The 22,980-nt window shown below is 70.5% G+C and carries 15 protein-coding genes and 1 pseudogene; 4 read left to right on the forward strand and 12 right to left on the reverse strand.

Going from position 1 to position 22,980, the window contains the following annotated elements; all coding sequences use genetic code 11:
- Positions 1-504: 504 nt before the first annotated feature.
- The 5 genes and pseudogenes from uvrC to rsgA all read right to left on the reverse strand — a co-directional run.
- Positions 505-2,697: pseudogene (gene uvrC / locus AB0J80_RS07270) on the reverse strand (excinuclease ABC subunit UvrC); the annotation flags it as partial.
- 415 nt (positions 2,698-3,112) lie between these two features.
- Positions 3,113-3,667, reverse strand: a complete 555-nt coding sequence (locus AB0J80_RS07275; protein WP_364701375.1) for a Rieske (2Fe-2S) protein — start codon at positions 3,665-3,667, stop codon at positions 3,113-3,115.
- 525 nt (positions 3,668-4,192) lie between these two features.
- Complete coding sequence (gene uvrA, locus AB0J80_RS07280; RefSeq protein WP_364701377.1) at positions 4,193-7,150, reverse strand: excinuclease ABC subunit UvrA; 2,958 nt, start codon at positions 7,148-7,150, stop codon at positions 4,193-4,195.
- Between the two features lie 109 nt (positions 7,151-7,259).
- A complete protein-coding gene (locus tag AB0J80_RS07285) occupies positions 7,260-9,044 on the reverse strand; it encodes a hypothetical protein (protein ID WP_364701379.1) in 1,785 nt (594 codons plus the stop codon).
- 25 nt (positions 9,045-9,069) lie between these two features.
- Positions 9,070-10,110, reverse strand: coding sequence for a ribosome small subunit-dependent GTPase A (gene rsgA / locus AB0J80_RS07290; RefSeq protein WP_364701381.1), 1,041 nt, complete (start codon positions 10,108-10,110; stop codon positions 9,070-9,072).
- A gap of 130 nt (positions 10,111-10,240) precedes the next feature.
- Here rsgA and AB0J80_RS07295 point away from each other — a divergent pair, with 130 nt between their 5' ends.
- Both AB0J80_RS07295 and AB0J80_RS07300 read left to right on the forward strand, forming a co-directional pair.
- A complete protein-coding gene (locus AB0J80_RS07295) occupies positions 10,241-10,948 on the forward strand; it encodes a maleylpyruvate isomerase family mycothiol-dependent enzyme (RefSeq protein WP_364701383.1) in 708 nt (235 codons plus the stop codon).
- A 2-nt stretch (positions 10,949-10,950) separates the two neighbouring features.
- Positions 10,951-11,604: an MBL fold metallo-hydrolase gene (locus tag AB0J80_RS07300; protein ID WP_364701385.1), complete on the forward strand. Its 654-nt coding sequence runs from the start codon at positions 10,951-10,953 to the stop codon at positions 11,602-11,604.
- Between the two features lie 6 nt (positions 11,605-11,610).
- Here AB0J80_RS07300 and AB0J80_RS07305 read toward each other — a convergent pair whose 3' ends face one another.
- Positions 11,611-12,231 (reverse strand): cysteine hydrolase, encoded by a 621-nt coding sequence (locus tag AB0J80_RS07305; protein WP_364701387.1) that lies wholly within the window; start codon positions 12,229-12,231, stop codon positions 11,611-11,613.
- A gap of 130 nt (positions 12,232-12,361) precedes the next feature.
- Here AB0J80_RS07305 and AB0J80_RS07310 point away from each other — a divergent pair, with 130 nt between their 5' ends.
- On the forward strand, positions 12,362-12,970 hold the full coding sequence (locus AB0J80_RS07310; RefSeq protein ID WP_364701389.1) for an ATP-dependent Clp protease proteolytic subunit: 609 nt from the start codon (positions 12,362-12,364) through the stop codon (positions 12,968-12,970).
- A gap of 57 nt (positions 12,971-13,027) precedes the next feature.
- Here AB0J80_RS07310 and AB0J80_RS07315 read toward each other — a convergent pair whose 3' ends face one another.
- The gene (locus AB0J80_RS07315) at positions 13,028-13,453 is read right to left on the reverse strand and encodes a 50S ribosomal protein L11 (RefSeq protein ID WP_364701391.1); all 426 of its coding nucleotides are present in this window, start codon (positions 13,451-13,453) and stop codon (positions 13,028-13,030) included.
- A 185-nt stretch (positions 13,454-13,638) separates the two neighbouring features.
- Positions 13,639-14,430 (reverse strand): lytic transglycosylase domain-containing protein, encoded by a 792-nt coding sequence (locus AB0J80_RS07320; RefSeq protein ID WP_364701393.1) that lies wholly within the window; start codon positions 14,428-14,430, stop codon positions 13,639-13,641.
- A 162-nt stretch (positions 14,431-14,592) separates the two neighbouring features.
- On the opposite strand from AB0J80_RS07320, the gene typA reads away from it, so the two are divergent.
- Entirely contained in the window at positions 14,593-16,458 is a 1,866-nt protein-coding gene (gene typA, locus AB0J80_RS07325) for a translational GTPase TypA (RefSeq protein ID WP_364701395.1), read from the forward strand.
- Positions 16,459-16,495: 37 nt separating this feature from the next.
- Here the strand turns inward: typA and AB0J80_RS07330 are convergent, their stop codons facing one another.
- From AB0J80_RS07330 to coaE, 4 genes are all read right to left on the reverse strand, one after another.
- Positions 16,496-17,491 (reverse strand): TerC family protein, encoded by a 996-nt coding sequence (locus tag AB0J80_RS07330; RefSeq protein ID WP_364701397.1) that lies wholly within the window; start codon positions 17,489-17,491, stop codon positions 16,496-16,498.
- Between the two features lie 654 nt (positions 17,492-18,145).
- Positions 18,146-19,237 carry an N-acetyltransferase gene (locus AB0J80_RS07335; protein ID WP_364701399.1) on the reverse strand — a complete coding sequence of 364 codons (1,092 nt, stop codon included), beginning with the start codon at positions 19,235-19,237 and terminating at the stop codon, positions 18,146-18,148.
- An 83-nt stretch (positions 19,238-19,320) separates the two neighbouring features.
- Positions 19,321-21,453, reverse strand: coding sequence for an excinuclease ABC subunit UvrB (gene uvrB / locus AB0J80_RS07340; protein WP_364701401.1), 2,133 nt, complete (start codon positions 21,451-21,453; stop codon positions 19,321-19,323).
- A gap of 282 nt (positions 21,454-21,735) precedes the next feature.
- Complete coding sequence (coaE, locus tag AB0J80_RS07345; RefSeq protein ID WP_364701403.1) at positions 21,736-22,944, reverse strand: dephospho-CoA kinase; 1,209 nt, start codon at positions 22,942-22,944, stop codon at positions 21,736-21,738.
- Between the last annotated feature and the right edge of the window lie 36 nt (positions 22,945-22,980).

Below are 22,980 nucleotides of genomic sequence, written 5' to 3' on the forward strand. Positions count from 1 at the left end.
TTTGCGCAAGCCGCCCGGCACCCCCGCACGACGAACTCACCCGCTCCGCCGGGCCGCGCGCCTCCAGCTACCGGCTCCGGTCGACCCACCCTGCGAGCACTCACCCGGCCCGGTCCTGCCGGCCGCTACGGGCGCACGCCTGCCGGACCCCCGTGGAAACGTCCAGCCGCTACCGGCGCACTCCAACCGAACCCGCGAGCACTCACCGCGGCCCCTACCGGCGGAGGCCTACCCGGGTTCATGCGCGCCGCCAGGGACACGCTCATCGGCCGCACTTCCCCGGTCGAATCCGCCCCCTTCCGCATCACCGTCGTTCTCTGAGCCGGTCGGTGGAGGCAGAGGCCGTGCCACCCGCGACCGGTTGGCGCCGGCCTTGGTCCGGCCCGCGCCCCCCGCTGGAACCGGGCTCGCTCCCGCGGTATCCACAGCGGCTGCAGCACCGTCCTCATCGGCGGCTGAGCCGGCTCGATCCTCCGCCGCGCCGTCCTTCGTGGCCGAGCCCGCCAGTGCTGCGAGAACGGCCTCGGCCGTCCGCCGTCCGATGCCGGGGACCTCGGTGATCTCCTCGGGGCTCGCCTGCCCCAGCCGCTTCAGGGACCCGAAGTGCCGCAGCAGTGCCTTTCGCCGCGTCTCCCCCAGGCCCGGGATGTTGTCCAGGGCGGACGCCGTCATCCGCTTCGAGCGCCGCTGGCGGTGGAACGTGATCGCGAACCGGTGCGCCTCGTCGCGCACCCGCTGAAGCAGGTAGAGGGCCTCGGAGGTGCGGGGCAGGATCACCGGGAAGTCCTCGCCGGGCAGCCAGACCTCCTCGAGCCGCTTCGCCAGCCCGCACAGCGCCACGTCGGTGATGCCCAGGTCGGACAGCACCGCCGCGACCGCGTTCACCTGCGGCTGGCCGCCGTCGACGACGACCAGTTGTGGCGGGTACGCGAACCGGCGCGGCCGACCCGTGAGCGGATCGATGCCCGGCAGGTCGTTGGTCACCGGCTCCCCGGCGTCCTGCCCGCCGCCGACGTCAGCCGGGTCGGAGCCATCCGCGGCCTCTTCGCCGAAGCCGCCGTCCACAGCGGATCCCGGGAGGGACCCCGCCGGCTCAAGCCCCGCGGCTGACGCGGCCCCGGCCGAGACGGCGGCTTCCGCTACGGCCGCGGCACCGGCTCCCGCAAAGGCCGCGTCCGCTGTGGCGGCTTGCGCCACACCCGCGCCCGCTCCGCCGGCTTGCGCTACACCCGCGGCCGCTGCGCCGGCTTGCGCCACGGCCGCGTCCGCTGCGGCGGCATCCTCGGTGGCCTGGGCGCGGTAGCGCGCGAACCGTCGCCGCATCACCTCGCTCATCGCCGCCAGGTCGTCCGTGCCGCTGCCGTCCGGGTTGCCGCGCACCGCGAAGCGGCGGTATTCGCTCTTGCGGGCCAGGCCGTCCTCGAAGACGACCATGCTGGCCACCACGTCGGTGCCCTGGATCTGGGAGACGTCGAAGCATTCGATGCGCAGCGGGGCCGTGTCCATGCCCAGCGCCTCGGCGATCTCGTCGAGGGCCTTGCTGCGGGTCGTCAGGTCGCCGGCGCGGCGCAGCTTGTGGCGGGCCAGGGATTCGCCTGCGTTGCGCGCCACGGTCTCGAGGAGGGCGCGCTTGTCGCCCCGCTGCGGTACGCGCAATGTCACCCTGCTGCCCCGGTGCTCGGACAACCAGTGCTCGAGCGCGGCGGCATCAGGCGGGAGGGCGGGCACCAGGAGCTCGCGGGGGACGTCGCTTTCGCCGTGCTCATCGCCGTACACCTGGCTGCAGAAGTGGTGCACGAGGTCTCCGGTCGTCAGGTCCTCGACCTTCTCCACGACCCAGCCGCGCTGGCCGCGCACGCGGCCGTCGCGGACGTGGAAGACCTGGACCGCCGCCTCGAGCGGGTCCTCGGCGAAGGCCACGACGTCGGCGTCGGTGCCGTCGCCGAGCACGACCGTCTGCTTCTCCATGGCCTTGCGCAGTGCGGTGATGTCGTCGCGAAGCCGGGCGGCTTTCTCGAACTCGAGCTGCTCGGAGGCGTCGAGCATGTCGCGCTCGAGCCGCTTGACGAACGTGTCGGTGCGGCCGGCCATGAAGTCGCAGAAGTCGTCGACGATCGCCCGGTGTTCCTCGGCGGTGACGGAGCCCACACATGGCGCGGAGCACTTGCCGATGTAGCCGAGCAGACAGGGGCGGCCGATCTGACCCGCCCGCTTGAAGACTCCCGCGGAGCAGGTGCGCGCAGGGAAGACTCGCAACAGCAGGTCGAGCGTCTCACGGATGGCCCAGGCATGACTGTACGGCCCGAAGTAGCGCACCCCTTTGCGCTTGGCACCCCGCATGACCTGCAGCCGGGGGTACTCCTCGTTGAGGGTGACGGCCAGGAACGGGTACGACTTGTCGTCGCGATACTTGACGTTGAACCGCGGGTCGAACTCCTTGATCCAGGAGAACTCCAGCTGCAGCGCCTCCACCTCGCTGCTGACGGTGACCCAGTCGACAGCGGCCGCCGTGGTGACCATCTGCTGGGTGCGCGCGTGCAGGCTCCACGTGTCGGCGAAGTAGGAGTTCAGCCGGTTGCGCAGGCTCTTCGCCTTGCCGACGTAGATGACGCGGCCGGTCGGGTCGCGGAAGCGGTAGACACCGGGAGCGTCCGGAATGGTCCCGGGCGCCGGCCGGTAGCTGGACGGGTCAGGCACGGGCTCAACACTAATCCCGACCCCTGACATGATTACCCGACCGGAGGTCCGTTGCCGCCGCCACGGCGTCGGGCCTCCGGCCGGAAACCCGCGATCGGCGCCGGCGCCCGGAAAGAGCGCCCGGGGGCCCGCGATCGGCGCTCAGCTCGAAAAGAACGCCCATCGACCCGCGATCGACGCCGGACCCGGAAAGAGCACCCGCGGCGCCGGACCCGGAAAGAGCACCCGCAACGCCGGGCCCGGCCAGGGCGCCCGGTGTCGGACCGAGGCGCCGCGCGAGCCCGTCAGGAAGGCGGCCGCTCGACGAAGGGCGCGCGCCGCGAAGATCACACGTGTGATGGGGCCGGCCGTGTCGGCAGGGGTGTGACCGCGCGTCACGAGCCCGCGGCGGCCACCACGGGCCGGCCCCACGACCTCACGCGGCGACGATGTTGTCGCCGTCCACCTTGACCTTGGTCTCCGGCAGCGGCTTCTTCGCCGGGCCGGCCGTCGGCGAGCCGTCGGTGATGGAGAACGAGCTGCCGTGGCACGGGCAGAGGATGTTGCCGCCGTCGACCTTGTTCACCGGGCAGCCCTGGTGCGTGCACACCTTGCTGAACGCCTTGAACGTGCCCTTCTCGGGCTGGGTGATGACGTAGTCGCCCTTGATGATGCCGCCACCCTCGGGGACGTCGGCGACCGCCACGAGCGTCTCGCCACCGCCGGAGGAGTCACCGGAGTCCGAGCCGGTGCCGCCCGCGTTGGCGCCCTTGCTGCCGGCGGGGACCGGGTTGTTGCTGAAGTCGCCGCCGTTGGCGCCGGCGGTGGTGCCGGTGCCACTGGTGTCCGTACCGCAGGCGGCGAGGAGGCACCCGGCGCCGAGCGCACCCGCCCCCACGAGCACGACGCGCCGCGAGGCGACCGTGCCGGTGGCGGCCTTCTCGCCGGTGCCCGTGGTCCCGGCGTCCGGACTCGTCTGCACGTCAGTCATCTGTTCGCCAAACCCTTCCGAGAACCGCTGATCCGCGCGCTTGGGTCACGCGGCATTGCTTCCATATACGCGTGCTCCACCGGAGTGGTTCATGGGCGCCGGGAAATTATGAGTCCGGAAAGACCCTTTTATCCAGGCGACAGCGCGACACTCGTCCCGTTTCCCCAGGACGGAGCGGGCCAAAGCGTCGTAGCTGTGAGTTATCTGTGTCTTCAACCAATCCGGCGAACTGCCCCGCCCACGGCGGCCGCCCCACGGCAACCCGCCCCCGTCGGGTCGACGGCCTCGACCCAGTTAGCCCGCCGGAGCCGCGCCGGCGCCTCAACAGGCCTCGCAGCACCCCATGACGAGCGCCGGCCAGCCGACCGCGGCAACCCTCACGGCCCGGCGGCCCGCCCACCACAAGCCCGCAACCACGCCGAATCGGCCGGCGGGTCCCGGCGACCGGGGTGATCCCCCGCGGCCAACCGGTGACCCGCCCCCGTTCGTCGACGCTTCAGCCGCCGCCCGCCCCAGCGGGAACGGTCAGACGGCCGCCTTGGCCCGCGACCGCGTGGTCCGCGGCTTGGCCGCAGGCTTGCCCGCCCCGTTCGCCTTGGCGGCCCGTTCGACCGCTGCGTCCGCCCCGGCCGGCTCGCCGGTCAGGCCGAGCATCGGGCGCAGGAAGTGGCCCGTGTGGCTGCCGGGCACCTCGGCGACCTCCTCGGGCGTGCCGGTGGCGAGGACCAGGCCGCCCTTGTTGCCGCCCTCCGGACCCATGTCGATCAGCCAGTCGGCGGTCTTGATGACGTCCAGGTTGTGCTCGATGGTGATCACCGTGTTGCCCTTGTCGACGAGGCCGTTGAGCACCAGCAGCAGCTTGCGGATGTCCTCGAAGTGCAGGCCGGTGGTCGGCTCGTCGAGCACGTACACCGTGCGGCCGGTGGAGCGCTTCTGCAGCTCGGAGGCGAGCTTCACGCGCTGCGCCTCGCCGCCGGAGAGGGTCGGGGCGGGCTGGCCGAGGCGGACGTAGCCGAGGCCGACGTCGACCAGGGTCCTGAGGTGGCGGTGGATGGCCGGGATGGCCTGGAAGAAGTCCGCGGCCTCCTCGATCGGCATCTCCAGCACCTCGGAGATGGTCTTGCCCTTGTAGTGGACCTCGAGGGTCTCCCGGTTGTAGCGCGCGCCCTTGCAGACCTCGCACGGCACGTACACGTCCGGGAGGAAGTTCATCTCGATCTTGATCGTGCCGTCGCCGGAGCAGTTCTCGCAGCGGCCGCCCTTGACGTTGAACGAGAAGCGGCCGGGGCCGTAGCCCCGGACCTTGGCCTCCGTGGTCTCGGCGAAGAGCTTGCGGACGTTGTCGAAGACGCCGGTGTAGGTCGCCGGGTTGGAGCGCGGGGTGCGCCCGATCGGCGACTGGTCGACGCCGACGACCTTGTCGACGTGGTCGAGGCCGGTGATGCGGGTGTGCCGGCCGGGGACCATCCGGGCGCCGTTGATCTGGTTGGCCAGCACGGTGTAGAGAATGTCGTTGACCAGCGTGGACTTGCCCGAGCCGCTGACTCCGGTCACGGCGATGAACTGCCCGAGCGGGAAGTTCACGGTCAGGTTGCGCAGGTTGTGCTCGCGCGCGCCCTGCACGACCAGCTCGCGTCCCGGCGTCTGCGGGCGGCGGGTGGCCGGCGTGGGGATCTTCTTGCGGCCCGACAGGTACGCCCCCGTCGGCGACTGCTTGTTGGCCAGCAGCCCCTTCACCGACCCGCTGTGCACGATCTGCCCGCCGTGCTCGCCGGCACCCGGGCCGATGTCGACGATCCAGTCGGCGGTGCGGATGGTGTCCTCGTCGTGCTCGACCACGATCAGCGTGTTGCCGAGGTTCTTGAGGCGGACCAGCGTCTCGATCAACCGGTGGTTGTCCCGCTGGTGCAGGCCGATCGACGGCTCGTCCAGCACGTACAGCACGCCGACCAGGCCGGAGCCGATCTGGGTGGCGAGCCGGATGCGCTGCGCCTCGCCGCCGGAGAGGGTGCCGGCGCCGCGGTCGAGCGACAGGTAGTCGAGGCCTACGTCGACCAGGAAGCGGAGCCGGGCGTTGATCTCCTTGAGCACCCGCTCGGCGATCATCTTCTGCCGGTCGTCGAGCTCGATGGTGGCGAGCAGCTCGGCGCACTCGCCCACCGACAGGTTGCAGACCTCCGCGATGCTCTTGCCCGCCACCGTGACCGCCAGCACCTCGGGCTTGAGCCGGGCGCCGCCGCAGGTCGGGCAGGGGATGTCGCGCATGTAGCCCTCGTACTTGTCGCGCGACCAGTCACTCTCGGTGTCGTTGTGCCGGCGCTCGATCCACTGCACCACGCCCTCGAAGCCGGTGTAGTAGGAGCGCTCACGGCCGTACTTGTTGCGGTAGCGGACGTGGACCTGGTCCTCGGAGCCGTAGAGGATGGTCTTCTGCGCGCGGCTGGGCAGCGCGCGCCACGGGGTGTCGACGCTGAAGCCCTCGGCCTTGGCCAGCGCCTCGAGCAGGCGCAGGAAGTACTCCAGGGTCGAGCCGCCGGACCAGGGCTGGATGGCGCCCTCGCGGATGCTGCGCTCCTCGTCCGGGATGATCAGCTCCGGGTCGACCTCCTTCTTCGTGCCCAGGCCGCTGCACTCGGGGCAGGCGCCGTACGGGGCGTTGAAGGAGAAGACCCGCGGCTCGAGGTCCTCGATCGCGAGCGGGTGGTCGTTGGGGCAGGCCAGGTGCTCGGAGAAGCGGCGCTCGCGGGCCGGGTCGTCCTCGGGCAGGTCGACGAAGTCGAGCAGGACGATGCCGCCGGCCAGCCCGAGCGCGGACTCCACCGAGTCGGTCAGCCGCTGCTTGCTGCTCGCCTTGACGCTGAGCCGGTCGACCACCACCTCGATGGTGTGCTTCTCCTGCTTCTTCAGCTTGGGCGGCTCGGAGAGCGGGTGGACCACGCCGTCGACGCGGGCGCGCGCGTAGCCCTTCGACTGCAACTCGGCGAAGAGGTCGACGTACTCGCCCTTGCGCCCGCGCACGACCGGGGCGAGGACCATGAACCGGGTGCCCTCGGGCATCGTGAGGACGCGGTCGACGATCTGCTGGGGGCTCTGCTTGCTGATCCGCTCACCGCAGACCGGGCAGTGCGGGATACCCGTACGCGCGAAGAGCAGGCGCAGGTAGTCGTAGACCTCGGTGATCGTGCCCACGGTCGAGCGGGGGTTGCGAGACGTCGACTTCTGGTCGATGGAGACGGCCGGCGACAGGCCCTCGATGAAGTCGACGTCCGGCTTGTCCATCTGGCCGAGGAACTGCCGGGCGTACGACGACAGCGACTCCACGTACCGCCGCTGCCCCTCGGCGAAGATCGTGTCGAACGCGAGGCTGGACTTGCCCGAGCCGCTCAGCCCGGTGAACACGATCATGGCGTCGCGAGGCAGGTCGAGGTTGACGTCGCGCAGGTTGTGCTCCCGCGCGCCGCGGATGATCAGTCGGTCGGCCACAGCCAGCCACTCCGTTACGTCAGTTCAATGGGCGCCGCCACCCTAGCCGCGGGGTACGACATTTTTGGACCGCCCGAGTACAGCGCCGGGAAAACACCGGGAATTCCCATCACCCCGTCGGGTGAATCACCCACAGCTGCACCCCTCCGACCTGCTGCGGGGCGGCGCCGAGCAGATCGGTGAGGAGGTTCTGCAGCAGGTCGCGGTGCGGGGTGTCGGGTACGAGCACCACCACCGCGGCCCGCCAGTACGTGAGGTCGTCGATCGCGGCACGCCGGTCGGCGTCCGTGACCACCGGCATCCGACCGTACGCCCCCGCCCAGCGCAGCAGGTCGGAGGTGGGCCGGGGGGCCGCGTTCCAGGAGCCGGTGCGGTTGGCCGGCGGGTTCGCGGGAACCATGAAGTAGCCGCGCGGAATCCGATAGTCCAGCCCTGAGAGGGCGAACCACCGCATTCCGGTACGCCCGGTCGTCACCTCCGGCACCGGCACCGTCACCAGCGTCCGGCCCTCGGGCACGTACTGCTCCCACATGCGCTGGGCGATGAACGGCGGCGTCACCGGCGCCCCGATCACCGGCAGCGGCTTGGGCAGCACCGGCACGACCGCCACCGCCAGCCCCACCCAGAAAGCGATCCGCCGCCGCGACGGCAGCAGCACCGCCCGGTCGGCCGCGAGCGCGAGCAGCACGCCGATGATCGTGGCGGGCACCATGGCGAACCGGGTCACGCTGATCAGGTCGATGACCGGCACGTGCGCGATCAACGCGAACGGCAGCGGGACGCCGGTGTCGTGCCCGGCGACGCGCAGCTGCGGGCCCAGCGACATGACGAGCAGTACCAGCCCGGCGATCATCGCCGCGCGGGCGGCGAGGTGGTGCCACAGCATCCGGCCGGCGACGACCAGCATCACCAGCATCGGTACGCCCCAGAACGCGTTGTCCTCGGTCGGGCTCGGACTCAGCGCCCGCGCCACCACCCCGTTGCCACCCAGCGACTGACGCGCGTACGCACCCAGCGACAGCAGATCCGTCACGAACTTGCCCGGCTCGAACGGCTGCCCGCTGTAGCTCTGCGGCCCCGCGAACTGCACCCACAGCGGGTACGCGAGCAGCACCAGCGCGGTGCCGGCCGCGACGCCGAGCCCGAGCACGAACCGCCGCGCGGCCTCGAGCGCGGCCTGCCGGGCGGAACAGGCCCACGCCACCACGACCACGAACATCGTGATGGCGGTGAAGAGCAGCGTCTCCTCGTTGATGAAGACCTGCAGCACGATGAGCAGCCCGAGGATCACCCCGCCGCGCAGCACCCGGCCGGGCTCGCGCAGCCGCACCACCTGCCGGACGATGAAGGGCACCACGAACTGCGAGACGAAGTTGATGTGCCCGTTGGCGTGCGACACCATCGCGGGCGCGAACCCGCACCAGAGGCCGCCGACCCAGGCCGCCAGCGGACCGCGTACGAGATGCCGGGAAAGCACCCACCACCAGGCCGCCGCCGTGCCGGCGAGCCCGAGTGTGAGCAGCAGCACCATCGTGACGCCCACGCCGAGGAAGTGGGTCACCGGCGCGAACGGCACGCTCAGCGCGAGCACCGTGGTGTTCGCCATGATGTTGACGCCGTCGGGAACGTTCAGCCGGTCGGTGAAGAACGGGTTCTCGCCGTGGAACAGCACCCGTTCGCCGTGCGCCAGCACGAACAGGAAGAAGCCGTGGTCATCGTCGTTGGCCGAGAGCACCCGCCCGGACGGGTCGCGCCAGAGCTGCAGCAGGACGAGCACGCCGAGCGCCAGATAGCTCAGCAACGCCCACGGGCCGTAGCGGCGCACGCGGCCGCCGGACGCCTCAGGAGCGGCAAGATCCGGCTGGTCAGCGACGATTTCCTCTACCGCGGGCACCGGTGCATTCTGCCAGAGCGCGGGGTCACCGCCGTGGTCTGCGCCGCCCGGGGCCGGCCGCCCCGGCGAGCCGTTCGGCCCGCCGGCCACTCTCGACGGCGACCTCGCGGTGCAGTTTGCGCCAGCTCTCGAGTCGCCGTGGCAGCAGCGTGCCGTCGGCGAGCGCCGCTTCGACGGCGCACCCGGGCTCACCGTCGTGATGACAGTCACCGAAGCGGCATCGGGACGCCAGGTCGGCGACGTCGGCGAAGGCCCGGTCGAGGCCCGTGGCAGTCTCCAGCAGGCCCACCCCGCGGATGCCGGGCGTGTCGAGCACGGCGCCACCCCCGGGAATGACGACCAGGTTCCGGTACGCGGTGGTGTGCCGTCCCTTGCCGTCCGCCCGCCGGATCTCCTGCACGGGCATGACGTCGGCGCCCGCCAGCGCGTTGACCAGCGTGGATTTGCCCGCCCCGGACCGGCCCAGCAGGGCGAGGGTGCGCCCGGGTGTGACGAGGTCGCGCAACTCCTCCAGCCCCGTGCCGCGGCGCACGCTGACCGGCAGCACCCGTACCTGTGGGGCCAGCTCGGCGAGCTGGCGCGCGACCGCCTGCGGATCTCGCGCGGTGTCGCTCTTGGAGAGCACGACGACCGGTTGCGCGCCGGACTCCCAGGCGAGGGACAGCAGCCGTTCGACCCGGGCGTCGTCGGGCTCCGGGTGCATCGGCTCGACGACCGCGACGGTGTCCATGTTGGCGGCCAGCACCTGGCCGCTGGAGTCCTTGTCCGCGGTACGCCTGATCAGCGCGGTGCGCCGCGGCAACACGATCTCCACGGTGGTACGGCGGTCCGGCCAGCGCCGCAGCACCACCCAGTCCCCGGCGCAGGGCAGGTTGGCGGGGTCGGCGGCGGCGCCGAGCAGCAGGCTGCCGGCGAGACTGGCACGGTGGACGCCGTCAGCGGCGAGCACGGTGCAGACGCCACGGTCGGCGCGCAGCACCCGGCCGGCGAGGGCGTCGGTGCGGTCGAAGGGACGATAGGCGGACGCGAGCGTCGCGTCCCAGCCCAGCGCGGGCAGGTCGGACATGGAAAACCCTTTGTGTGTGGGAAGGCGGCGGTCTGCGATCGCGTCTGCCGACGACGGTACGGTCGGCGTCACGGGCGGGAAAGCGAGTTTCCGATCGGTCCGGTCCCGGGCCACCCACTAGGTTGGGTGGGTGACGATCGATCCGCTGGTGCTGATGACCGATGTCGAGCAGGCGACCGAACGCCTGATCCGTACCGCCGAGGAGCTGGAACCCGGCGCCGAGTCCGCGCCGTCGCTGCTGCCGGGCTGGACGATCGGCCACGTGCTGACCCACGTGGCGCGCAACGCCGACTCGCACACGAACCTGCTGACCTGGGCCCGCACCGGCGTGGAGACGCCGCAGTACCCGACGCCCACCGCCCGCGAGGAGGGCATCGAGGCGGGCCGCGGCCGGCCGCTCGCCGAGCAGATCGCCGACCTGCGGGAGTCCCACGAACGGTTCGCGGACGCGGCCGCGGCGATGCCGGCCGAGGCGTGGGCGTTCCATCTGCCCTCGACCGGCCGGTCCGCGGCGTTCGTGCCGTGGGCCCGGCTGCGCGAGGTGGAGGTCCACCACGTCGACCTGGGCCGCGGCTACACCCCCGAGGACTGGTCGGACGGGTTCGCGTTGCGGCTGCTGCGCGAGATCGTCGGCGGGGCCAAGGAGGACGCGGCGGCGCTGGTACTGCGCCCGCACGGCCTCGACCACCCGCTGACCGTCGGCGCGGTGACCGACGCCACCCCGGCGGTCGTCGGCCCCACCCGCTCGATCGCGGCCTGGCTCGCGGGCCGGGCCGACGGCGCCGACCTGACCGTGTCCCCGGACGGCCCCCTCCCCACTCCCCCGAAGTGGAAGTGACGATGACCTACACCGGAAACGTGAGCCGCGGTTCGGCGCCCGCGGTCCGCGAGCTGCACGGCCTGACCGTCACGAAGGTGTCGGTCGGGCCGCGCGACAACAACGCCTACCTGCTGCGGTGCGCGTCGGACGGCACGCAGCTGCTGATCGACGCCGCCAACGACGCGCAGACCCTGCTGGACCTGATCGGCGACGGCGGCCTCGCGACGGTGGTGACCACCCACAGCCACTGGGACCACCACGGCGCCCTGGCCGAGGTCGTGAACGCCACCGGCGCCCGCTCGATCGCCGGCGCGGACGACGCCGCGGAGATCCCCGTGGTCACCGACACCGTCCGCGACGGCGACACCATCGCGGTCGGCGACTGCACCCTCGAGGTGATCCACGTCGTCGGGCACACCCCGGGCTCGATCGTGCTGCTCTACCGCGAGCCGGACGGCATCGCGCACCTGTTCACCGGCGACAGCCTCTTCCCCGGCGGCGTGGGCGCCACCCGCGGCGACAAGCAGAAGTTCGCCTCGCTCATCGACGACGTCGAGCACAAGCTCTTCGACCGGCTGCCCGACGACACGTGGTTCTACCCGGGGCACGGCAACGACTCGACGCTCGGCGCCGAGCGCCCGCACCTGGGTGAGTGGCGCGCCCGCGGCTGGTAGCGCCCGTCACTCCCGCAGCGCCGCGGTGACCTCCAGCGACTCCATCGGCAACGAGAACATCGGATAGTCGTACGCGATGGCGTTGTCGTGTTCCTCCGCCGAGGTCGCCGCGACGCAGTCGGTCAGGGTGATCACGCGGTAGCCGTTCTCGTAGGCGCTGCGCATCGTCGACTCGACACAGCAGTTCGTCAGGAAGCCGGCGAGGATGACCGTCTCGATGCCGCGGCTGCGCAGGATGAAGTCGAGGTTCGTGCTGGCGAAGGTGTCCAGGCCGCGCTTGCCCTCGATGAGGATGTCGCCCTCCGCGGGGGTCAGGTCGTCGACGATCGCCGCGCCCCAGGTGCCCTTGACGAAGGCGTTGCCGTCCACCACTCCTTTGAGGATCCCGTACGGGTGCCGCGACAGCTCCCCGTACCCGGGGGCAAACGTGATCGGCGCGTGCATGATCGTCACCCCGGCGGCGCGGGCGGCCTCGACGAGCGCGACCGTCTTGGGCAGCATGCCGGTCTTCTCCATCACGGGAGCGACGGCACCGTGCAGCACCCCGCCGTCGGACGTGAACTCGTTCTGGTACTCGATGAGCACGATCGCCGTGGTCGCGGGATCGAGGTGCAGTGTGTCCGACATGCCCACTCCCTGCAGTTGTGCACTGGGTCACAATCACCCTAGGCGCGTCAGCCCTGGGCTGAAAGACGCCGGGACGGACACAACCCGGACGTAGGGTCGCCGAACACCCTCGAGCGCTCCGGAGGCCCCGATGGACCTGCGCTGGCAGCCCAACCCGCCCGTTCCCGAGCCGTGGTCCTTCCCCGGCGCCGGCGCGGGTCCGACGATCCCCGGCTGGCTGGAGGAACGCCTCTTCGACCAGCGCATCGTCATGGTCCGCGGCCCGCTGCACAGCCACGCCGCCACCGGCATCGCCGCCGCCCTGCTCACCCTCGACGCGGCCGGCCCCGAGCCGGTTCAGCTGCACGTGGCCTGCGACGGCGGCGACCTCAACGCCGCTCACGCGATCACCGACGTGATCGACGCGATGGCTGCCCCGGTGCACGCGGTGGTCACCTCGGAGGCGGGCGGGGCCGTGCTCGCCGTCCTCGCCGCCGCCCAGCGGCGGTCGGCCTACCGGCACGCCCGGTTCAAGCTGGTGGAGCCGCGTGCGGCCGGAGTCACGGGTACGGCGGACGCCGTCGCGGCGGCGGCCGGGCAGCACCTGCGGGAGCTGGAGGAGCTGGTGCTGCGGCTGGTCGAGACGACCGGGCAGACCCGCAGCCGCATCGAGGACGACCTGTCCGCGGGCCGTGTCCTCAACGCCCAGGAGGCGAAGGACTACGGCCTGATCGACGATGTGATCGCCGGGAAGTCCTGAGAAACACCGCGGCGCGGCCCCCGTGAGGGGAACCGCGCCGCGGGAAGTGCCGGTGACCTACTCGGCGACCTTGACGCCCATCGACCGCGCCGTGCCGGCCACGACCTTGATGGCGGCATCGAGGTCGTTGGCGTTGAGGTCGGGGAGCTTGCGCTCGGCGATCGACTTGATCTGGTCGCCGCTGAGCGTGCCCACCGTCTGCGTCAGCGGGTTCGACGCGCCCGACTGGATGCCCAGAGCCTTGCGGATCAGGAAGCTCGTCGGCGGCGTCTTGTAGGTGAGCTGGTGGCTGCGGTCCTCGAAGACCGAGACGATGACCGGGATGATCTCGCCACGGTTCTTCGCGGTCGCCTCGTCGTACTCGACCTTGACGGCACGCATGTTGGCGCCGGTGGGGCCGAGCATCTTGCCGAGGTCCACCATCGCGGCGTTACCCGCCTCAAGCGCGAGGGTCACCTCATGGGTCTTCTTCTTGGGCGGCATTGCGCAAAAGCTCCTTAGTGTGTGCTGCACGGGCCTAAGTCAGGAGCTCGCCAGCATCATCAACGCACGACAACCCCGAGACTTTACTACCGCGCTCGTTCGTCGGTCAAAACGCGCATGCGGGGGCGCAGCCTCGGGTTCCACCCGCCAGTGTATCTCGGCTCTCGAGGAAGCCTTCGACCGGCTCAGTACCTGTCGCAGTAGCACGACTTCAGCAGCGAGCGGACGCTGTCCACGTACGCGGGGTTGGGCAGCTTCTTGTCCGCGTACGCGTCATCCACCGCACCGCGACCCACGTTGTAGCCGGAGATGACCATGTTGAGCAGGCACATGCTGCTGTGGTTCCGGCACTTCCCGGCGCTCAGGTCGAAGTTGTCGTGAAAGTACGCGTGCCCGAACGCATACGTCAGCCACGCCAGGTAGTTCGCGCCGAGGGTCGCGTTCTCGCGGTAGTCGTGGCTGTCGTACGCCTTCTCGAACCGCTGGTTGATGAACGCCTCCGTGTCGGGCATCACCTGCATCAGCCCGCGCCCGCCGTCGCAGTTGACGTAGTTGGAAGTCCACCCGCTCTCATGCCAGGCGGTGGCCAGCACGAGCCGCTTCGGCACCTTCAACTGCGGCGCCGTCCCCGGCCAGTACGTCCTGCCGGCCGCCGCGGTGAGCGCCGCCTTCGCCTTGGCCTTGGAGACCGCCTTGCCCTCCTTGGTGGCGCAGGCGGGCATCTGGAAGTTGTTCGGGTCCTCGGTCTTCGTCGGCTTCGGCTTCTTCGGCTTCTTCGGCTTCGGCTTGGACTTCGGCGACACCGGGGCCTTCGACGGCGGGGTCGACTCCTGCGGAACCGGCTCCTCGGTCACCTCGTCGGAGGGCGCCACCGCCGCCGGGGCCGCCGTGATCGGCTCCGGGTCGGATCCGCCGCCTCCGAGGCCGCAGCCGGCCGCCACGAGCAGCGCCACAAGCCCAGCGGCCAGCCGTTTCATCGTTCAGGTCCTCCCCGTCGCCCCGTTCGGACCCCGAACGCTAACAGCGCCGGCAAGGCGCCGCTGCCCGGCAAACCGGACGTACGGGACGACACCCGCAACCGGTTCCACGGGAGGAAGCCCCGGGGCCGGACGGCAACCGAGACCAAGGACAATGGGGGTATGCAGACCCGCACCGACCTACGCAACGTCGCCATCATCGCCCACGTCGACCATGGCAAAACCACCCTGGTCGACGCCATGCTGCGCCAGGGGAGCCAGTCCCACGCGCGGGGCGAGATGGCCGACCGCGTCATGGACTCCATGGACCTGGAGCGGGAGAAGGGCATCACGATCCTCGCCAAGAACACGGCGATCAGCTACCGCCCCGCCGACGGCGAGCCCGTCACCATCAACATCATCGACACCCCCGGCCACGCCGACTTCGGCGGCGAGGTCGAGCGCGGCCTCACCATGGTCGACGGCGTCGTGCTGCTCGTCGACGCCTCCGAGGGCCCGCTCCCGCAGACCCGCTTCGTGCTCCGCAAGGCGCTGCACGCCAAGCTGCCGATCATCCTGGTGATCAACAAGGTGGACCGCCCGGACGCCCGGATCAAGGAGGTCGTCGACGAGACGTACGAGCTCTTCCTCGACCTCGACGCCGACGAGCACCAGATCGAGTTCCCGATCGTCTACGCCTGCGCGCGCGACGGCATCGCCTCGCTGACCCAGCCCAAGGACGGCACCGTCCCGGAGGACAGCACCGACCTCGAGGTCCTGTTCAGCACGATCCTCGACACCATCCCGGCCCCGACGTACACCGAAGGCGCGCCGCTGCAGGCGCACGTCGTCAACCTCGACGCCTCGCCGTTCCTCGGGCGTCTCGCGCTCTGCCGCGTGCACGAGGGCACGATCCGCAAGGGCCAGACCGTCGCCTGGTGCAAGACCGACGGCACGATCAGCAACGTACGGATCTCCGAGCTGCTGATCACCGAGGGCCTGGAGCGCAAGCCCGCCGAGAGCGCCGGCCCCGGCGACATCATGGCGGTCGCCGGCATCGCGGACATCATGATCGGTGAGACGCTCGCCGACGCGGAGAACCCGAAGCCGCTGCCGCTGATCCAGGTCGACGAGCCGGCCATCTCGATGGTCATCGGCACCAACACGTCCCCGCTGGTCGGCAAGGTCAAGGGCGGCAAGGTGACGGCCCGCATGGTCAAGGACCGGCTCGACAAGGAGCTGGTCGGCAACGTGTCGCTGCGCGTGCTCCCCACCGAGCGCCCGGACGCCTGGGAGGTCCAGGGCCGTGGTGAGCTGGCCCTCGCCATCCTCGTCGAGCAGATGCGGCGGGAGTCCTACGAGCTGACCGTCGGCAAGCCGCAGGTGGTCACCAAGACCATCGACGGCAAGCTGCACGAGCCGGTCGAGCGGCTCACCATCGACGCCCCCGACGAGTACATGGGCGCGATCACGCAGCTGCTCTCCACCCGCAAGGGCCGGATGGAAGAGCTGATCAACCACGGCACCGGCTGGCTGCGCATGGAATGGCTGGTCCCCGCCCGCGGCCTCATCGGATTCCGTACGGAGTTCCTGACGGAGACCCGCGGCACCGGCATCATGCACCACCTGTTCGAGGACTACGAGCCGTGGTTCGGCGAGCTGCGCACGCGCCAGAACGGCTCGCTGGTGGCCGACCGCGCCGGCGTGGTCACCGCGTTCGCCATGACCAACCTGCAGGAGCGCGGCCAGCTCTTCGTGGAGCCCACCACCGAGGTGTACGAGGGCATGATCGTCGGCGAGAACAGCCGCCAGGACGACATGGACGTCAACATCACCAAGGAGAAGAAGCTCACCAACATGCGCTCGTCGACCGCCGACGAGACGGAGAAGCTGATCCCGCCGCGCAAGCTGTCGCTGGAGCAGGCCCTCGAGTTCTGCCGCGAGGACGAGTGCGTCGAGGTCACCCCCGCCGCGGTGCGGATCCGCAAGGTCGTGCTCGACCAGCAGACCCGCGGCCGGGCTGCGGCACGGCGCAAGCACCAGCAGTAAAACCGATGCGGGTACGGTGCTGAGCACCGTACCCGCATCAGGTTTTGAGCAGTTCCTTCTTCTGGTCGCGGGACGACTTGGCCAGGCTGGCAGCCGTGGCGACCCCGAGCGTCCCGATGATGACCAGCAGCGACAGCCAGATCGGGATCTCCGGCGCCCAGTGCACGCCCTCGCCGCCGTTGATGAAACCCAGCGAGTTGGTGTGCAGCGCCTCGAGGAACAGCTTCACCCCGATGAAGGCCAGCACGAACGCGAGCCCGATGTTGAGGTAGACCAGCCGCTCCAGCAGCCCGCCGAGCAGGAAGTAGAGCTGCCGCAACCCCATCAGCGCGAAGACGTTCGCCGTGAAGACCAGGTACGGCTCCTTGGTGATCCCGAAGATCGCGGGAATCGAGTCGAGCGCGAAGATCAGGTCGGTGGTCCCGATGGCGATCATCACGATGAGCAGCGGGGTGAACAACCGCCGCCCGGTGTCGGTCACCACGGTCATCTTCCCGCTGTCGAAGGAGCTGGACAGCGGGAAGACCCGCTTGGCCCAGCGGATCAGGATGTTCTCCTTGAAGTCCTCGTCGTCGTTCTCACCGCCCCGCAGCAGCGTGACAGCGGTGTACACGAGGAAGACACCGAAGATGTAGAACACCCACGAGAACTGCTGAATGAGCGCGGCCCCGGCGGCGATGAACGCCCCCCGCATGACCAGCGCCAGCACGATCCCGATCAGCAGCACCTTCTGCTGGAACTGCCGAGGCACGTTGAACCGCGCCATAATGATCATGAAAACGAACAGGTTGTCGACGCTCAGCGAATACTCGGTGAGCCACCCGGTGAAGAACTCCCCCGCAGGCGTCCCCCCGGCGGTGACCCACAACCCCACCCCGAACGCCAGTGCCAGCCCGACGTAGAAGGCAACCCAGCCGCCGGCCTCCCGCATCGAGGGCTCGTGCGGCCGCCGCCCGACGATCAGCAGATCGACCGCGAGCATGACGACGAGGGCGCCCAGAGTGACGAGCCAAACCCAGCTGGAAACGTTCAACGAGGACCTCCGGCAGACACGGTTCATCGCCGTACCGGAATGGGGGTCCGGCTCGGCGACGTGCGACTGTCGGAGGTCTCTTCCGCCTCCACCCGACGGGCGAAGACCACCGGCCCCGGGCTCTCCCTGACGGGAGCAGACCGTGTTGACGAGACCGGCGCAGAGGAATACTCCCCTCCTACGCTAGCCATTGTGTCGCATTGCGGGCCGGTGTGACACATCAGCCCGGACAATCGTGTCCAGTCTCTCGCGGGAAGGTGATGATCGGGCCTGAACCGGCGTCAGAGCAGCTAGCTGGCTGTCTGCGAGCCCGCAGGATCATCTCCGCCCGGCCGGTCGGCTCTGCTTCCTCGGTACGGTCCGCGCCGGCCTGCAGGCACCCAGGCTGAGGCGCCTCAGAATGCCGACGCGGGGCCTCGCGAGCTGGCTGTCGCTTGAGTTCGCTGAGGTGTCGCGGATGGCGGCCTGCCTTCCGTCGTCCCACGTCTCGAAGTCCCACCTCTCGAAGTCCCACCTTCTGAAGTCGCACCTCTCGACGTCACGCCTCTCCCCTCGCAGCGAAGCCGTCGGCTATGCGAAGCGAAACGGTGGACCTTGCACACCCCGCAAGGTGTCCTAGGAGGCTAGTTCGTCGTTCCTCCGCGTGCTGCGTTGTCAGGCGAGTTGGAATCGGGCTCGTCGTCCCCGGTCCTCGAAGCCCAGCCGTCGATACAGCCCGGCGGCAGGATTGTCGACGTTGACGTCAAGCCAGGCCTCCTCGGCGCCGTTCGACCGCATCCGACGCAGCGCTTCCGTCACGAGAGCCGCACCCAGCCCCCGTCCCCGGGCGGCCGGAACGACGCCGACCTGCACGATCCACCCGACCGCCGCCGTCACGAACCCCGCATCGCCCAGGCCCGGAACGGAGGCCAGCAACGACCACCCCGGCCGGAACTCGTCGTCATCGACCACATCTGCGATCCACTGAGCCGCACTCCACCCCGGGAAGCCGGGCCGCTCCCGGAAAGCCGCGTCGTACACCCGGAAGAACCGCTCCGCGTCAGCATCCGACCATTCCCGAACGGTGGTGCCACTCGGCCACGCCACTTCCGGTACGCCCCGGGCACCCAGATCGAACCGCAGCACATCCTCGGCGAAGACCTGCCGCAGTCCCCGCCCGGCGAACAGCTGACGTGACCGCGCGGTCAAGGACTCCGTCTCGACGGTGACGGCCCCGCCGAGCCGCGCCGCCTCGGTCAGTCCCCAGTCCAGCAGTCGACCGCCGAGCCCTCGGGACCGAAATTCCGGGTCCACCAACCCCGCAAACGTCGCCCCACCGCGCCAGACACCGCTCGGAGCGCCGTGGGACGCCGAGATCGAGCTTGCACCTACTGAGTCAGTAGGTCGCGCCGTCTCAAGCACGACGGGCGCCGCGCCGTCCGCCGGCACGACCTCGACCGGATCGACCGGCGAAGACCGGCTCGGGTCGGTGGGCCGGATCGCGCCAGCGGCGACGAGCCCGCCATCCGCCGTGCGCACCTGCACATTCAGCACCGCGTCACCGACCCACCGACGCCGGACAAACCCAGGCTCGGCGGAAAGCGGAAGGCCACCGTCCGCAGCGAGACACCTCTCGGCAAGCCGGAGCAGCTCCCCCTCCACCGCAAGCGGCGCGACGATCCACGTCAGGGCATCAGCTGTCGACACGCGGCCAGCGTAGTGAGAATCGGCCCGCCCCGCGTCCCAGATCCCGGTGCCGCGCGGCACACCCAGCCGCCCCGAGACTCACCGAGGTCGCCGGCGCAACGCCTGGCGGCCGGCCCCGGCCCCACGGGGCGTTGGCAGCTTCCTCACTTCACGCCGGCGACGTCCATTCCTCGAAGCTCCTTCTTGAGTTCGGAGACCTCGTCGCGGATGCGGGCGGCCAGCTCGAACTGCAGCTCGCGGGCCGCGGCCAGCATCTGGTCGTTGAGGTCCTGGATGAGCTGGGCCAGTTCCGCACGGGCCATGCCCTCACGGGCCGGGGCGGACGCGCCGCGGGCCTTGGAACGGGTCTCCGGGACCGGGCCCTTGCCGCGGGACATCTGCCGGCCGGCGCCGCCGACCACGTGGCCGCCGGGACCGTGGCCACCGATGGCCGTGTCGGTGTCCTCGGCTTCGCGGTAGATGTCGTCGAGGATGTCGTGGATCTTCTTGCGCAGGGGCTCCGGGCTGATGCCGTTGGCCTCGTTGTGGGCGATCTGCTTGGCGCGGCGGCGGTCGGTCTCCTCGATGGCGTCGCGCATCGAGGGGGTCATCTTGTCGGCGTACATGTGGACTTCGCCGGAGACGTTGCGGGCCGCGCGGCCGATCGTCTGGATCAGGGAGCGGCCGCTGCGCAGGAAGCCTTCCTTGTCCGCGTCGAGGATCGCCACCAGCGACACCTCGGGCAGGTCGAGGCCCTCGCGGAGCAGGTTGATGCCGACGAGGACGTCGTAGTCGCCCTTGCGCAGCTCCTTGAGCAGCTCGACGCGGCGCAGCGTGTCGACCTCGGAGTGCAGGTAGCGGACCCGGATGCCGTTCTCGAGCAGGTAGTCGGTCAGGTCCTCGGCCATCTTCTTGGTGAGGGTGGTGACCAGAACCCGCTCGTCACGGTCGGTGCGTTCCTTGATCTCGTGCATGAGGTCGTCGATCTGGCCCTTGGTGGGCTTCACCACGACCTGGGGGTCGACCAGGCCGGTCGGACGGATGACCTGTTCCACGTACTCGCCGCCGGACTGCTGGAGCTCCCACGGGCCGGGGGTCGCGGAGAGGAACACCATCTGGCCCACACGCTCGAGGAACTCGTCGAAGCGCAGCGGCCGGTTGTCGGCGGCGCTGGGCAGGCGGAAGCCGTGCTCGATGAGGATGCGCTTGCGGGAGGCGTCGCCCTCGTACATGCCGCCGATCTGCGGGATCGTCACGTGCGACTCGTCGATGACGGTGACGAAGTCGTCGGGGAAGTAGTCGAGCAGGGTGTACGCCGGGTCACCGTACGACCGGCCGTCCATGTGCATCGAGTAGTTCTCGATGCCGTTGCAGAAACCGACCTGGCGCATCATCTCGATGTCGTAGGTCGTGCGCATGCGCAGGCGCTGGGCCTCGAGCAGCTTGCCCTGCCGCTCCAGCTCCGCGAGGCGCTCGGCGAGCTCCGCCTCGATGTCGCGGATGGCGCGCTCCATGCGCTCCGGGCCGGCCGCGTAGTGTGTCGCCGGGAAGATCACCAGCTGGTCCACCTCGCGGACGATCTCGCCGGTGAGCGGGTGCAGGTAGTAGAGCTTCTCGATCTCGTCACCGAACAGCTCGATGCGCACGGCCAGTTCCTCGTACGCCGGGATGATCTCCAGCGTGTCGCCCCGGACCCGGAACGTGCCCCGCTGGAACGCCATGTCGTTGCGCGAGTACTGGATGTCGACCAGGCGGCGGAGCAGCTTGTCGCGGTCGAGCTCCTGGCCCACCTTCACCTTGACCGCGCGGTCGAGGTATTCCTGCGGCGTGCCCAGGCCGTAGATCGCCGAGACGGTGGCGACCACGACCACGTCGCGGCGGGTGAGCAGCGACATCGTCGCCGAGTGACGCAGCCGCTCGACCTCCTCGTTGACCGACGAGTCCTTCTCGATGTAGGTGTCGGTCTGCGCGATGTACGCCTCAGGCTGGTAGTAGTCGTAGTAGCTGACGAAGTATTCGACGGCGTTGTGCGGCATGAGCTCGCGGAACTCCTTGGCGAGCTGCGCGCACAGAGTCTTGTTGGGGGCGAGCACGAGCGCCGGCCGCTGCAGCTTCTCGATCAGCCACGCGGTGGTCGCGCTCTTGCCGGTGCCGGTGGCGCCGAGAAGAACGGTGCTGCGGTCGCCGCGGCGCACCCGGCGCTCCAGCTCGGCGATGGCCGTGGGCTGGTCACCGGCCGGCTGGAATTCGCTGACGACCTTGAAGGTGCCGTCGAGTCGTGGGATGTCGAGCGCCATGGGGACAACCGTACGTCGGGGGTGTGACAAGTTTCGGCGGGCTCGGTCGAGCGGGTGTTCGCTGGGTGCACATTCGCCTCGCCACCAGGCATTGTCCGGTCTTCCCGGTCCCCTCTACCCTGACCGGGTAGGCCGCTCGCGGCGGCCTCCCGGACGACCCGGCGCCACCACAAGGCGCCACGCCCGGGACGGAGACTGCAGCCCCGGCGCACTGCCGGAGAGCGCATCTCGAGAGGTGGCGCGAGCAGCGCCGACCGGCCGCCGCGAGCGCCCCTTACTGTCTCAGGCCCTGTCCGCGGGTGGCGGCTGCCAGCCGGTCTCCTCGGCCCACTGGTGCGCTGCCACGGCTTCCTCGTCGAACCAGGGCTCTTTCGCTTCTGCGTAGCTCTCCACCTCGGCATGAGCGGACGCCCATCGCTCCTTGGCCGCCGCGTAACCGTCGCGCGCCTCGGGGACGGCGCGCAGGTGGTCGCGCATCAGGAGGGCGAAGCGCCAGCCGGGCGAGCCGGTCACCCGGACATGAAGGTGGACGGAGCGGCCCGGGTCCGCGCTACCGTGCAACCGCTTGGGCCAGGTCCTGCCCGGCATGCCGCGGGCATTGTCGAACCACTCGCCCTCCCGCTGCGGCAGGCCGGCGCCGGCGAGCGCATCGGCGAGCTTGTCGGCCTGCTCCAGCGTCGGGACGGCGAGCATCAGGTCGATCACGTCCTTGGCCGGGAGCCCTGGAACGGCCGTGGAACCGATGTGCCACACGTCCGCGTCGCGGCCGAGCTGGGGGCGTACGGCATGGTTGATCCGGGCGATCAGCCGGCCGGCCTGCCGCGGCCAGGTCGGATCCGGGGGTACGACGCGCAGCCGCGTCTCGGAAGGCGCACGCCGGCGCAGCCGCAGATTCTCCTCGTACGGCAGGAGCCGCTCCCGCCACAGCCCCGTCACCCGGCTTGTCAGCTCGTCGAGCCCGGCGTTGTTGTCGATGACCACGTCGGCGGCGGCGCGCCGGTCGGCGTCGTCGACCTGGGCGGCGATCCGGGCGGCGGCCTCGGCCTCGGTCATCCCCCGCGTCGTGACGAGCCGGGCGGTCCGCACCTCGGGGGCCGCGTCGACGACGATCACCAGGTGGTACGTCGGGACGAGCCCGACCTCGACGAGCAGCGGCACGTCGTTGACCACGATCGCGTCGGGCGGCGCCGCGGCGGCGAGCTCAGCGGTGCGGGCGCGTACGCGGGGGTGGATGACGCCCTCGAGCCGGCGGCGGGCAGCTTCGTCGCCGAAGACGCGCGCGGCAAGCGCGGGCCGGTCGAGCTCGCCGTCGGCGCCGAGCACCTCGGGCCCCAGGGCGTCGACGACCTCTGCCAGCCCGTCGGTCCCGGCCGCCACGACCTCCCGGGCCAGGCGGTCGGCATCGATGATGACCGCGCCGAGCTGCTGCAGCCGTTGCGAGACGGCACTTTTGCCGGCGCCGATGCCACCGGTCAATCCCACCCTGAGCACGCGACCAGTATCCCGGGTCCACCGGGTCGTGTCAGT

It is taken from the genome of Actinoplanes sp. NPDC049548, assembly GCF_040676695.1.
Classification (GTDB): Bacteria; Actinomycetota; Actinomycetes; order Mycobacteriales; family Micromonosporaceae; genus Actinoplanes.

Bases quoted from the DNA above. Each gene is read 5' to 3' on its own strand.
- AB0J80_RS07310 (WP_364701389.1), top strand. From the start codon at position 12,362: ATGGACCTGCGCTGGCAGCCCAACCCGCCCGTTCCCGAGCCGTGGTCC.
- rsgA (WP_364701381.1), bottom strand. From the start codon at position 10,110: ATGTCCGACCTGCCCGCGCTGGGCTGGGACGCGACGCTCGCGTCCGCC.
- AB0J80_RS07300 (WP_364701385.1), top strand. From the start codon at position 10,951: ATGACCTACACCGGAAACGTGAGCCGCGGTTCGGCGCCCGCGGTCCGC.
- AB0J80_RS07305 (WP_364701387.1), bottom strand. From the start codon at position 12,231: ATGTCGGACACACTGCACCTCGATCCCGCGACCACGGCGATCGTGCTC.
- AB0J80_RS07315 (WP_364701391.1), bottom strand. From the start codon at position 13,453: ATGCCGCCCAAGAAGAAGACCCATGAGGTGACCCTCGCGCTTGAGGCG.
- uvrB (WP_364701401.1), bottom strand. From the start codon at position 21,453: ATGGCGCTCGACATCCCACGACTCGACGGCACCTTCAAGGTCGTCAGC.
- typA (WP_364701395.1), top strand. From the start codon at position 14,593: ATGCAGACCCGCACCGACCTACGCAACGTCGCCATCATCGCCCACGTC.
- AB0J80_RS07275 (WP_364701375.1), bottom strand. From the start codon at position 3,667: ATGACTGACGTGCAGACGAGTCCGGACGCCGGGACCACGGGCACCGGC.
- AB0J80_RS07320 (WP_364701393.1), bottom strand. From the start codon at position 14,430: ATGAAACGGCTGGCCGCTGGGCTTGTGGCGCTGCTCGTGGCGGCCGGC.